This is a genomic window from Kribbella sp. NPDC051718, from assembly GCF_040681515.1.
Classification (GTDB): Bacteria; Actinomycetota; Actinomycetes; order Propionibacteriales; family Kribbellaceae; genus Kribbella.
The window spans coordinates 691,398-703,287 of the sequence record NZ_JBFAYZ010000001.1 but is presented as its reverse complement, the minus strand read 5'-3'; the positions used below and the strand labels follow the sequence as shown (position 1 = coordinate 703,287).

The following is an 11,890-nucleotide window of genomic DNA, read 5'->3' as shown; positions in this document are numbered from 1 at the left end:
CCATGCCGACTAGTGCAGCTGTAGACGGGTTCTCGCTGGTTTACGACCGCGCTGGGGAGGGTCCTGCCGTCGTACTGCTCCACGGCTGGCCCGGTGACAGGACTGACTACCGGCGCTTGGTGCCGTTGCTGGTGGAGCAGGGGCATGAGGTCGTCGTACCGGATCTGCGCGGGTTCGGGGAGTCGGACAAGCACGCGGTGGACCCGGCTGCGCAGTACGGGGTCGCTGGGCAGGCGCGGAGCGTGCTGGGGTTGATCGAGGAGCTGGGGCTCGATCGGCCGGTACTTGCGGGGTACGACGTCGGTAGCCGGATCGCGCAGGGGATAGCGCGCAGTCACCCCGAGCTGGTGGACGGGCTGGTGGTTGCGCCGCCGCTGCCGGGGATCGGGAAGCGGGTGTTCTCGGAGAAGGCGCAGGCGGAGTTCTGGTACCAGGCGTTCCACAAGCTGCCGGTGATCGAGTCGCTCGTCGACGGCCAGCCCGAGGCGGTACGGGCGTACCTGGAGCACTTCTGGACGCACTGGTCGGGTCCGGGCTTCGTACCCGAGCTGGATCACCTGGTGGAGGCATACTCGGCGCCGGGCGCGTTCACCGCCTCGATCAACTGGTACCGGGCCGGTGCGGGCTCGGTGGCGACGTCGGCGGCTGAGACGGCTCCGGCCTCGTACGACCGGATCGGCGTACCGACGGTGGTGCTGTGGCCGGAGTTCGATCCGCTGTTCCCGCGGGCCTGGTCGGACCGGCTCGACGACTTCTTCAGCGACGTCCGGCTGCGCTTGGTCGACGGGGTCGGGCACTATGCGCCACTCGAATACCCAGAGATCCTCGCCGAAGAGATTGTCGGACTAGGCTGACCTCTATGCCTGACAGCCCGGTCCACCTGCCGACGCCGACGGTGCGACCGGTCGTGGGCGCGCTGGCGAAACTCGCGCCCGAGCCGGTGCGGTACCTGCTCAACTGGGGCCGCAAGTACTCGCTCTGGGTCTTCAACTTCGGCCTCGCCTGCTGCGCGATCGAGTTCATCGCGGCGTCGATGGGCCGGCACGACTTCATCCGGCTCGGCGTGATCCCGTTCGCGCCCGGGCCGCGGCAGGCCGACCTGATGGTCGTGTCGGGGACCGTGACGGACAAGATGGCGCCGGCGATCAAGCGGCTGTACGACCAGATGCCGGAGCCGAAGTACGTGATCTCGTTCGGCTCCTGCTCCAACTCGGGCGGCCCGTACTGGGACTCGTACTGCGTCACCAAGGGCGTCGACCAGATCATCCCCGTCGACGTCTACGTGCCCGGCTGCCCGCCGCGGCCGGAGGCGTTGCTGCAGGGCATCCTCAAGCTGCAGGAGAAGATCGCCGGCGAGAACGTCACGTCGCGGTACGAGCCGTCTCCGCAGGCCCTGACCCGCGGGCTGGTCGCGCCGCCGGCGGCGACTCAGGTGGAGCCGCAGTGAGCGATGACGTGGTCGGCGCGCTGACCGAGGCGGGGATCAGCGCGACCAAGGTGGACAGCTTCGGCCCGGAGACGATCGACGTACCGGCCGAGTCGTGGATCGCGACCCACGAGGTACTGCGCGACGAGGTCGGGCTGACCTTCTTCGACTTCCTCACCGCGAGCGACGAACTCAACGACGGCTTCCGGGTCGTCACCCATGTCGCCGACTTCTGGGGTGGCGCGCATGTCGACCACCTTCTCGTCCGCACGCTCATCCCGCGCGCTGCTCCTTCGCTGGCGACACTGTCCGGCCTGTACGCCGGGGCGAACTGGCACGAGCGCGAGACCTTCGAGATGTTCGGCATCACCTTCGACGGGCATCCGAACCTGATCCCGCTGCTGCTGCCGGACGGCTTCGAGGGGAACCCGCTGCGCAAGGAGTTCGTGCTCGCCTCGCGGATCGCCAAGCCGTGGCCGGGTGCCAAGGAGCCGGGCGAGTCCGATCACGCGCCGAAGGCCGGTGCTCCGAGCCGCCGTCGCACCTTGCCGCCGGGGGTGCCTGATCCCGAGTCGTGGGGTCCGCGGGCGCCGGGGTCGCCGGATCCCGATCCGCTGGCACCTGCCTTGTCGGCGGCAACCCCGGCACGCCCTCGTCGAGCCGCGGGCGAGCGGCGTACGGCCAAACAAACCGAACCGAAGCCGGAGACTGAGTGATCCCCGATCCTTGGGAACTTGCCGCCTACACGCTCGAACGCCAGCACCCGCTGACCCGGAAATGGGTGGATGACGAGACCCGGCTGGGTTTGCTGGCCGAGCTGCATGCGGGAGTGGACATCCTGCTGGCGACGGACCGGTCGATCGCCGAGTCCCGCGTCGAGCGGATGGCACCTGGTACGCCGGTAGAGGCGATGCTCAACCACTGGGTGGCAGTGGCCGACGACCTGTCCGCCATGCTGAGCATGCGCTTCGAGGGACTAGACGTCACCAAACCCTTCGTCGACGCCACCCCAATGAGCCGCTCACTGGAGACCCGCGACCTCCCCGCCCTCGCTGCGGCGGCCCAAGACCTCTACGGCATCCATCACCCGCGCTACGTGCGCCTGTGGAGCTCAGAGCCAGTAGACGCCTTCCCTGGAGCCCTGCGCGATCGCCGCCAATACGCTGCGCTGATCAAGGACCTACAGCCCCGCAACGTCCCGCCCGGCCTAGTACTGACGCCCGCCGAATCCCTAGACCACTACGACGAAGCCCAGCGCGCGTACGACGCCGTAGACCAGGCCCACCCCGAGCACCCGGCTCAGGCCCACCTCCAATCCAAGGAGAGCCTGCAGGAGTCGCTAGAGGCCGGTCGCCTCTTCGACGTCACCGTCGACGGCACCTGGGCCGGCTACGTAGGCGCCCTGACAGACAGCGAGGAAGTACTAGCCCTCCCCGCCTACGTAGTAGAAGAACTGATCCTCACCCCGGCGTTCCGAGGCAAAGGCCTAGGCACCCACCTCTCCACCCTGATGGCCCAGTCCCTCCCCACCACCCACCCAATCCTGATAGGCACCATCCACGCCAACAACACCGGCGCCATCACCGCAGCCACCACAGCCGGCCGCCAAAACATAGGCGGCTGGCTCCTCCAACCCCTCTAACCGACTCTCAGCCTCGAAAGTCGTCGGCGTGGTCCTCTGCCCATTGGTGGTAGGTGTGGGCGGGGCGGTTGAGGAGGGTTTCGACTGTGGTGGTTACTGGTTCGGGGTTTGCGACCAGGGAGTCCCAGTAGGTCAGGGCGCCGTCGACGAAGGTGGGGTCGAGGCCCTGGGCGAGCATTGCTTGGCGGGCTGCGGCGGGCGGGGTTTCCTCTGTTTTGAGGGGTTTGTTCAAGACGGTGGCGATGGTGGCTACCTGGTCGGCCTGGGTTAGGGATTCTGGGCCGGTGAGGGTGTGGGTTCGGCCGATGTGGTTGTCGTTCAGGAGGGCTTGTGCTGCTACCTCGGCGATGTCGCGTTCGTGGATGAGGGAGCGGGCGGCGTTGGGGGACGGTAGTCGTACGACGTTGCCGGTGCGGATCTGTGCTGCCCACTCCAACGTGTTCGTCGCGAAGCCGCCCGGACGGACGAAGGTCCAGTCGGCATCGGCGAGCAGCGCCTCGAGTTCGGCCCATACTCCGCCGCCGCTCATCGCCGATAGGTAGACGACTCGCTTCACCTGGTTGGTCAGGGCGGTGACTACCTCGGCAGCTCCGTCGGCGGTGAAGGCTGGCCAGAGTAGGAAGGCTGCGTCGACGCCGGTGGCCGCCTGGTCGACAGCGGCTGGGTTGTAGATGTCGCCATGTACTAGCTCAACCTCGGCGGGTAGGGCGGCGAGGGATGGCGTGCGGACCAGCGCCCGCACGGCTACTCCAGCGTCCAGCAGGGCTTGTACTACGTGGCGGCCGACGTGGCCGGTCGCGCCGGTGACGAGGATGGTGGTCATCTCGGGACAGCTCCTTCGATTGGTGCTGCCAGCTTCCGACCTCAACGGCGGTTCAGGTCAAACCGGTGGGGCGGTGCGCGGCGGACTGTGGGGGCGGCTTTCAGTGCGCGACCGCGACGGTGCCGATGGACTATCGGAAGCCGCAGGGCAAGAAGGTTGAGCTGGCGTTGATTCGTAAGCCGACGCTTGATCAGGCGCATCGGATCGGGTCGCTCTTCATGAACCCGGGCGGGCCGGGCGGCTCCGGTGTCGAGTTCGTGCGGACCGCGCCGCCGCCTGCGTTCCATTTGCTGAGCAAGTTCGACGTGATCGGGTTCGATCCGCGGGGTGTGGGCGCCAGCAAGCCGGGGGTCGACTGCGGGCCGGGCAACAACCAGGTGACGGAGCCGATTCGGTTCCCGCGTCCGCCGGGGATCGACCAGCAGGCCGTAGTACGGGCTGTGAAGGAGCGGGGCGAGCGCTGCGTGAAGAGGAGCGGCGACATCCTCGCGCACCTCAGTACGGCGAATGTAGCTCGTGACCTCGACCTGCTCCGCGCGGCCGTCGGCGACAGCAAGCTCAACTACTACGGGCTCTCGTACGGCACGGTCATCGGCGCGACCTACGCGAGCATGTTCCCCGGCAAGGGCCGCGCGTTGCTCCTGGACAGCCCGGTCGATGCGCAGACCTACTACGACCGGCCGTTCGAGTACGGCCGCGAGCAAGCCGTCGCCCTCGAGGACGTGCTCGACAGATTCTTCGCAGCCTGTACTGCGGCCCGCTGCGGCTTCGGCGGTGCCGATCCCGAAACGGCCTTCGACGAGTTGGTCAAGAAGCTCAACACCAGCCCCCTGGCGACCGGTGACCCGCAACACCCGGCGCCGGTCACGGGCGACGAAGTACTGATGGATGCCGTCGGATTCGTCTATCGGCAAGCCGATTGGCGATACCTGGCCGACGCGCTCGCCAAACTCGAGGCCGGCGATCCAAGCGCGCTGGTCGAGCTGACCGGCGCGAACGGCGGCTTCGTCGACGCCTCCGGATCGGCGGTGCTCAGCGTGGATCAGCAGTTCTCACACAAGCTGTCCGACTACGCCGCCGAGGACAGCCACGTCTACGGCCTGTCGCGGAACTTCTGGTTCAGCTACGGCACGCCGATGCTGATCCACGGGCTCTGGCCGGTCGAGGACCACGGCGCGTTCCGCGGCAGGATCCGCAACAAGAGCGGTGCGCAGATCCTCGTCGTCGGCGGCCGGTACGACCCCGCCACGCCGGACGTCTGGTCCGAGCGCCTCACCGCCGACCTCGGCAACGCCCGGCTGCTCACTTTCCGGTCGACCGGCCACGGCGCAGTACCGACGTTCAACGGCTGCGTGCTCGGAGCCCTCGGCGCGTACTTCGAAACGCTCGCCCTGCCGCCCGCCGGCGCCGAGTGTGTGGACAACCGCCCATCGTTTCCCACAGGCGCCGCCGCAGCACCAACGCGATGGGGTAGGTAATAGATAGGCTGCGCCCATGCTCGAATTCGTGGTGCGCGTCGTGGGAGTGCTGGTCGCGTTCCTCGTCGCGCCCCTCGTGGTCGGGCAGGCCGAGCACAAGGTGATGGCGCACATGCAGTCGCGGCTCGGGCCGATGTACGCGGGTGCCTTCCACGGCTGGGCGCAGCTGGTCGCCGATGGGGTGAAGTTCATCCAGAAGGAGAGCGTCACCCCGGCGGCCGCCGACAAGCGCGTTTTCGAGTGGGCGCCGATCGTCGCGATCCTGCCGTACATGGCGGCGCTCGCTGCGATCCCGCTCGCCCCGGGCATCGTCGGGGCGGATCTGGACTCGGGGCTGTTTTACGTGCTCGCGGTGATGAGCATCGGCGTGCTGGGCTCGCTGATGGCCGGCTGGGCCAGCGGCAACAAGTACAGCCTGCTCGGCGGTCTGCGGGTTGCGGCACAGCTGATGAGCTACGAGCTGCCGTTCGTACTGTCCGCCGCGAGCGTGGCGGTCGCCGCCGGGACGCTGAGCCTGAGCGGGATCGTCGGGGTGTGGAATCCGTGGTGGTTGCTCTGGCAACTGCCCGGCATGGTCGTCTTCTTCATCGCCGGCCTGGCCGAGCTGCAGCGGCCGCCGTTCGACATGCCGGTAGCCGACTCCGAGGTGATCTTCGGTCCGTACACGGAGTACACCGGACTCCGTTTCGCGATGTTCCTACTCGCGGAGTACGCCGGGATCGTGGTGCTCGCCGGGCTCACGACGGTCCTGTACCTGGGTGGCTGGAGTGGGCCGGGGCCGGACAGCATCGGCTGGATCTGGACCGTGTTGAAGGTGGCAGCCGTGTCGCTGCTGGTCATCTGGGTGCGGGTGGCGTTCCCGCGGTTGCGTGCTGACCAACTGCAGAAGCTCGCCTGGCAAGGCCTGGTGCCGGTGGCGCTCCTCCAACTAGCCCTCACCGGCATCGGCGTCGTCATCTTCTACTGACCCGCTAAGGCGTCGCCAGAGCTTCCGTGGGGGAGAGGCGGGACGCGCGGATGGCTGGGTAGAGGCCGGCTAGGCCGCCGATCAGCAGGGTTGCTGCGATGCCGCCGGTCAACGCCCAGAGGGGGAGGACCGTCAGCCAGCCCTGGTACGACGAATAGGCGGCGGTGACTGCGCTGCCGAGGATCGCTCCGCCGATGCCGCCCAGCGCCGAGAGCAGCAGCGACTCCGTCAGGAACTGTGTCCGGATCTGGCCTCTGGTCGCTCCGAGGGATCTCCGCAGGCCGATCTCGGCGCGGCGCTCCAGGACGGAGATCACCATGATGTTGGCGACGCCGACACCACCGACGACCAGGGCGACCGCGCCGAGCCCGAGCAGCAGTCCCGTGAAGGCGTCACCAGCCGCCTGCTTCGCGGCGAGCGCATCGGATGGGCGGGAGACGTCGACCTCGTTGGGCGCCTCGGGGTTGGCGGTGGCGCCGAGTACTTCGCGGACTGATTCCACCTGGCTGTCCGGCGTACGGGTGTAGATCTTCGTCGCGTGGCCGTCGAAACCCAGCGTGGAGTCCGCCGCGCGCCAGCCGATGAGAGCCGCGCTGTCCAGCTCAGGCGCCAACGCGGCAGGCTCGAGGATTCCGAGCACCGTGAACCATTCATCGCCGATCAGCACCTTGGTATCCGCACCGGACCTGTTGATCCCCAGCCGCTCAGCCGCCGCCGACCCGAGTACTGTCGCCGGGTACGCCCCAGTCGCCGCATCCAGCCACCGCCCACTGCGCACGGTCGCCCCGATGGTCTCCAGCAAATCCGTCCGTGCCGCATACGCCGCAATCCCATTGGTCTGGATCGCCGGAATCCGGTCACTCCGATAGACCGAGGCCCCGTCCACCAGCCCGATTGCAGACAACGCCTCCACCGGCCCGATCCGCCGAACCATCCCCTCCGCCGTCAACGGCAACTCCGCCGCCTCCCCGGTCAGCCGAGTCCCTGGCGCCACCGTCAGCAAATTGGTGCCCAACGCATCCAACGTCTCATCCAGCTCGGCCCGCGAAGAAGCCGAAATCCCCACCACACTCACCATCGCCGCGATCCCGATGGCAATCCCCAACGCGGAAAGAAACGCCCGCCCCGGCCGAGTCCGCAACCCCACTCCACCAACCCGAACCAGATCCCCCACCCGCATCCGAGCCACCCGCAACTCCCGCCCACCCCGCCGCCCCGGCAGCTCCCGCCCACTCCCCGGCCCCGGCAGCTCCCGCTCCACCTTCTGGGAGCCGGTCGGCCAATCTGCCCCTGCATTGTTCTCGGTCATGCGCTGAGCTCCTGGGTCAGGTGGCCGTCTCGCATGTGGAGTTGGCGGGGGAGGGAGGTGGCTATGTCTCGGTCGTGGGTGATGATGATGACCGTGGTGCCGCTGGTGTTCAGGTCGTGAAGTAGTTGCATGACTCCGGCACCTGAGGTCGAGTCGAGGGCGCCGGTGGGTTCGTCGGCCAGTAGGACGGCAGGGTTGCCGGCTACTGCTCGGGCGACCGCGACGCGTTGGCGTTCGCCGCCGGAGAGTTCGTGGGGGTGGTGGTTGAGGCGGTGGGCCAGGCCGACTCGCTCCAGAGCGGCTGCGGCTCGTTTGCGGCGTTCGGGCCGGCGTAGGCCGGAGTACAGGAGGCCGTCGGCGACGTTGTCCACGGCTGGTACGCCGGGAGCGAGGTGGAAGTGCTGGAAGACGAACCCGATCCGGGTCGCCCGCAGCGCGGACAGGCCGGCGTCGGACAATTGCGCCACGTCGTACCGGTCGATGCGGACCCGGCCCGTCGTCGGGCGGTCGAGAGTGCCGATCACGTTCAGCATCGTCGACTTGCCGGAACCCGACGGACCGACGATCGCGACCAGCTCGCCGGCCTCGATTCGCAGCGACACCCCGGCCAGCGCGGTGACCCCACCGGCGTACACCTTCGTCACCTCGGTCAGCTCGATCACTTCGGTACCCCCACAGCGAGCCCCTCGACGATCCCAGGCCCGCTGACCTCCACCCGCCCGGCTGCGAACAACCCGGTCTTCACCGGCCGGTACTTCGGCGTACCGGCGACCTCGACCCCGAATCCGCCCTCCTGCAAGGCGAGCAGCGCCGCGACCGGCACAGTCAACACACCCTTCCGCTCCGCCGCGGTGAACGTCACGTCGACCGAAGCCAACGCATACGCCGCCACCGCCTTCTGGTTGCCCAACGCAATGACAACCTCCACTTCGGTCGAAGGTTCTTCGTCCGGTGAGGCGGCCGGCACGATCACCGTCGACACCTCGGACACCTTGCCCGCGACCGACGTATCGTCCGGCAACGCCACCGACACCGCCGCGCCCTTCTTGGCCAGCCTCTGGTCCGCAGCCTCCAACGAGACCGTCACGGCCTTCACCGTTCCCGTGTAACTGAGCACCTTCTGCCCAGGCGCAACCGGATCGGCCACCGCAGCCTGCAGGCTCTCAACCCGTACCGCCGAAGGCGCGAACACAACCTGCCCCAGCTCAACTACCCCGGTCTCCGACAGCCCCCGATCCTCCTGCCACTCCTCCACCGCGTCCGCAGTGGCCGAAGTGAATGAGTCATCGACGGTAAACCCCTTATATCCAAGGGCCCTGAGGTTCCGCTCAAGCTGCAGCACATCAGCCCCCTCGCTGTCCTCCGCCAACCGCCGGTACGCCGGCAGTGCGCCGTAAAACAGAGTCGTGGGCAAGTTATTAACCTGGTAAAGCGTTTGCCCCCGCCCGACCTGTTGCCCACTCTCGGGCAGCCAAGTGAGCGTCCCAGCTGCCCGGCTGGTCGCCGTAGTGGTCGCGCCGTACGCGAGCTCACCATCAGCCGTCTCGGTGTCCTTCAGTGTCTGCCGAGTGACCTTGGCGGTGTTGGTCAGCGCCGCCGGGCTCTCGCCGGCAGCCTCACTGCTGTCGCCGCGAGTCAGCAGCCCGGCAGTGAGCCCGCCACCCGCGGCCAGCACCGCGACCGCCGTCAGTACGGTTCTCCGGGCCATCACTTGGCCGCCAGGATCGGCTGGCAGGCCTCCTGCGCCTTCGGGAAGTCCGGGTCCTCCCCGGCCGCCTTGTCGATGATCACCCCGCGCTGACCGGGCTTCGGGTCAGGGAACTTCTCCACCCCGTTCTCCCGCATGCAGGCAGCGAACTTCCGGCCGTTCTCCTCCAGCTGCGGATCGGGACCTGTCTCGCGCTGCGGGCTGAACTCCTTGCAGGCCTCCATCGCCTTGTCCATGTCCTCGCGGGTGCCGTCGCTCGGGTCGAGTTTGATCATCGGGCCCTTGCCCGGTTCGGGATCGGGCACGTTGATGCCGTGCTCGCGCATGCACTGAGCGAACTTCACGCCCTTCTCGTCGAGGCTGAGCCCGTCACTGCCGGGGGTGGTCCCAGGGCTCGTGGTGGCCTGGGCGCCGCTGCCGGAGGCGACCTGCTGGTTGTCGTCGGAGCCTGAGCCGCAGCCGGTCAGGGTGATGGCGAGGGCGAGTGTGGCCAGCGCGCCGAGGGAGTGCTTTCGCGTCACGGTCTTCTCCTTGAGGAATCGGGATACCGGCCTCAAGGCAAGTCGCACAGGCGTTTCCCTGCTGTTTCCTGCTCGGGTAACACCGGGGAAACGCGGCGTCGGGGATCATGGACAGTCACGACGGAAGGTGGCGTTGCGATGCGGGTACTGGTGGCCGAGGACGAACCGTTGCTCGCGGCAGCGATCGCGGAGTGGTTGCGGGACGAGCCGCATGCCGTCGATGTCGCGCCCGACGGCGAGTCCGCACTCGAGCGGCTGGCGGTCAATCAGTACGACGTACTGGTGCTGGACCGCGACCTCCCCGTCGTCCACGGGGATGAGGTGTGCCGTCAGGTCGTTGCATCCGGCTCGGACACCCGGGTGCTGATGCTCACGGCCGCAGCAGCCGTCACTGACCGGGTCGAGGGGCTAGGGCTCGGCGCCGACGACTATCTGACCAAGCCGTTCGCCTTCCCCGAGTTGGCGGCCCGAGTGCTCGCCCTCGGTCGGCGCAGTCGCCCTGCCGATCCGCCGGTACTACGACGCGCCGGACTAGCCCTTGATCCGTCGCGGCACGAGGTCTTCCGGGACGGGCGCTATGTACCGCTGGCGAAGAAGGAGTTCGCAGTACTGGCGGAGCTGCTGCGTGCCGACGGTGCGACCGTGTCGGCGGAACAGCTGCTCGAGAAGGCCTGGGACGAACACGTCGACCCCTTCACCGGCGTGGTCCGCCTCACCATCCTCAAACTGCGGCGCAAGCTCGGCGACCCCGCCGTGGTCGAGACCGTCACCGGCGTCGGGTACCGGATCCCATGAAGCTGACCCTCCGCGCCCGCCTGATGCTGATCTACACCGGCCTCTTCCTGGTCGCCGGCGTACTCCTCCTGGCCCTCACCTACGCCCTCTTCAGCAACCAGCTCTCCAGAGACCACCGGGTGATCATCCAAGGTAAATACCTCTCACCACCATCCGGTACGTCGGCGCCGAGCGCGGACAAGGTGCCCACCAAAGAGCTGTACGTGATGAACAGCGCCGGGGACGTGCTGACCGGGCCGGATGCCGAGCAAGTGATGGAGGAGCAGAACGCGCGGGTCAAAGCGGCTGCGACCAAGACCTTGCTGACCCAGGGGAGTATCGCCCTGGTCATCGTCGGCGGGCTGGCGGCCGGCTTCGGGTGGCTGGTCGCGGGACGGGTGCTGGCGCCGCTGCATCGGGTCACCGACACGGCCAAACGGATCGCGACTGCCCCGGCGGCCGGTCGTGGGTTGCATGAGCGGATCGCGTTGAAGGGCCCGGACGACGAGGTGAAGAACCTGGCCGACGCCTTCGACACCATGGTCGAGCGGCTCGACCACTCGTTCGACGGGCAACGGAGATTCGTCGCCAACGCTTCGCATGAGCTCCGTACGCCGCTCACCCTCGGCCGTGCGCTGGTCGAGGTCGCCATGCATCGCAAGACGGCCTCCGATGACGTGCGGCAGCTGGGCGAGACGTTGCTGGAGATCAACGCCCGGCATGAGCAGCTCATCGGCGGGTTGCTCCTGCTGGCCGACTCGGAGAAGCAGGTCACGGCGACGTACCCGGTGAATCTTGCCGACGTGATCACGCATGTCACCGCCCAGCTCACGCCAGAAGCCGAGACTGCTGGGGTGACCGTCACCACCGAGCCTGGTGATGCTCCGACGACCGGCGACGCGCTCCTGCTCGAACGCCTCGTCCACAACCTGGTGGAGAACGGGATCCGCCACAACCTCTCCGACGGCGGCTGGGTTCATGTGGTCAGCCGGACGGCCGGCGGCCGGGTCGAGGTCGAGGTCAGCAACAGTGGGCCGAGCATCCCGCCGTACGAGGTGGAGGGGCTGTTCAAGCCGTTCCACCGGCTGGCCGACGATCGGCTGGTCGGAGCCAAGGGAGCGGGGTTGGGGCTGTCGATCGTGCAGTCGGTCGCGCAGGCGCACGACGGGTCGGTCAGCGCGAAGCCACGGGATGTCGGCGGGTTGGCGATTATTGTGAGCCTGCCGGTCGATCCGGGCTGAG

The 11,890-nt window shown here is 68.0% G+C and carries 13 protein-coding genes; 8 read left to right on the top strand and 5 right to left on the bottom strand.

Features of this window, described 5'->3' with window-relative positions:
• The first annotated feature begins 2 nt into the window (after positions 1 to 2).
• From AB0M15_RS03510 to AB0M15_RS03495, 4 genes are read left to right on the top strand one after another with little or no spacing between them, the layout of a single operon-like run.
• Positions 3 to 854, top strand: a complete 852-nt coding sequence (locus tag AB0M15_RS03510; RefSeq protein ID WP_363813463.1) for an alpha/beta hydrolase — start codon at positions 3 to 5, stop codon at positions 852 to 854.
• A gap of 5 nt (positions 855 to 859) precedes the next feature.
• Positions 860 to 1,447, top strand: coding sequence for an NADH-quinone oxidoreductase subunit B family protein (locus tag AB0M15_RS03505; protein WP_363813461.1), 588 nt, complete (start codon positions 860 to 862; stop codon positions 1,445 to 1,447).
• Complete coding sequence (locus AB0M15_RS03500; RefSeq protein ID WP_363813459.1) at positions 1,444 to 2,142, top strand: NADH-quinone oxidoreductase subunit C; 699 nt, start codon at positions 1,444 to 1,446, stop codon at positions 2,140 to 2,142. The genes AB0M15_RS03505 and AB0M15_RS03500 overlap by 4 nt, the downstream gene beginning before the upstream one ends.
• Positions 2,139 to 3,068 carry a GNAT family N-acetyltransferase gene (locus AB0M15_RS03495; protein WP_363813457.1) on the top strand — a complete coding sequence of 310 codons (930 nt, stop codon included), beginning with the start codon at positions 2,139 to 2,141 and terminating at the stop codon, positions 3,066 to 3,068. Before AB0M15_RS03500 ends, AB0M15_RS03495 begins: the two co-directional genes overlap by 4 nt.
• Positions 3,069 to 3,075: 7 nt before the next feature.
• Here the strand turns inward: AB0M15_RS03495 and AB0M15_RS03490 are convergent, their stop codons facing one another.
• On the bottom strand, positions 3,076 to 3,891 hold the full coding sequence (locus AB0M15_RS03490; RefSeq protein WP_363813455.1) for an NAD(P)H-binding protein: 816 nt from the start codon (positions 3,889 to 3,891) through the stop codon (positions 3,076 to 3,078).
• Between the two features lie 125 nt (positions 3,892 to 4,016).
• On the opposite strand from AB0M15_RS03490, the gene AB0M15_RS03485 reads away from it, so the two are divergent.
• Both AB0M15_RS03485 and AB0M15_RS03480 read left to right on the top strand, forming a co-directional pair.
• The gene (locus tag AB0M15_RS03485; RefSeq protein ID WP_363813453.1) at positions 4,017 to 5,369 is read left to right on the top strand and encodes an alpha/beta fold hydrolase; all 1,353 of its coding nucleotides are present in this window, start codon (positions 4,017 to 4,019) and stop codon (positions 5,367 to 5,369) included.
• Positions 5,370 to 5,385: 16 nt separating this feature from the next.
• Entirely contained in the window at positions 5,386 to 6,336 is a 951-nt protein-coding gene (locus AB0M15_RS03480) for a complex I subunit 1 family protein (protein WP_363813451.1), read from the top strand.
• A gap of 4 nt (positions 6,337 to 6,340) precedes the next feature.
• Here AB0M15_RS03480 and AB0M15_RS03475 read toward each other — a convergent pair whose 3' ends face one another.
• The 4 genes from AB0M15_RS03475 to AB0M15_RS03460 all read right to left on the bottom strand — a co-directional run bounded on the left by AB0M15_RS03475 (position 6,341) and on the right by AB0M15_RS03460 (position 9,874).
• Positions 6,341 to 7,516 (bottom strand): ABC transporter permease, encoded by a 1,176-nt coding sequence (locus AB0M15_RS03475; RefSeq protein WP_363814553.1) that lies wholly within the window; start codon positions 7,514 to 7,516, stop codon positions 6,341 to 6,343.
• Positions 7,517 to 7,641: 125 nt separating this feature from the next.
• Positions 7,642 to 8,307, bottom strand: a complete 666-nt coding sequence (locus tag AB0M15_RS03470) for an ABC transporter ATP-binding protein (RefSeq protein WP_363813449.1) — start codon at positions 8,305 to 8,307, stop codon at positions 7,642 to 7,644.
• Complete coding sequence (locus AB0M15_RS03465) at positions 8,304 to 9,353, bottom strand: peptidoglycan-binding domain-containing protein (RefSeq protein ID WP_363813447.1); 1,050 nt, start codon at positions 9,351 to 9,353, stop codon at positions 8,304 to 8,306. The genes AB0M15_RS03470 and AB0M15_RS03465 overlap by 4 nt, the downstream gene beginning before the upstream one ends.
• On the bottom strand, positions 9,353 to 9,874 hold the full coding sequence (locus AB0M15_RS03460; RefSeq protein ID WP_363813445.1) for a hypothetical protein: 522 nt from the start codon (positions 9,872 to 9,874) through the stop codon (positions 9,353 to 9,355). Before AB0M15_RS03460 ends, AB0M15_RS03465 begins: the two co-directional genes overlap by 1 nt.
• A 138-nt stretch (positions 9,875 to 10,012) precedes the next feature.
• On the opposite strand from AB0M15_RS03460, the gene AB0M15_RS03455 reads away from it, so the two are divergent.
• Complete coding sequence (locus AB0M15_RS03455; protein ID WP_363813443.1) at positions 10,013 to 10,669, top strand: response regulator transcription factor; 657 nt, start codon at positions 10,013 to 10,015, stop codon at positions 10,667 to 10,669.
• Positions 10,666 to 11,889, top strand: coding sequence for a HAMP domain-containing sensor histidine kinase (locus AB0M15_RS03450; RefSeq protein WP_363813441.1), 1,224 nt, complete (start codon positions 10,666 to 10,668; stop codon positions 11,887 to 11,889). The genes AB0M15_RS03455 and AB0M15_RS03450 overlap by 4 nt, the downstream gene beginning before the upstream one ends.
• Position 11,890 lies beyond the last annotated feature (1 nt).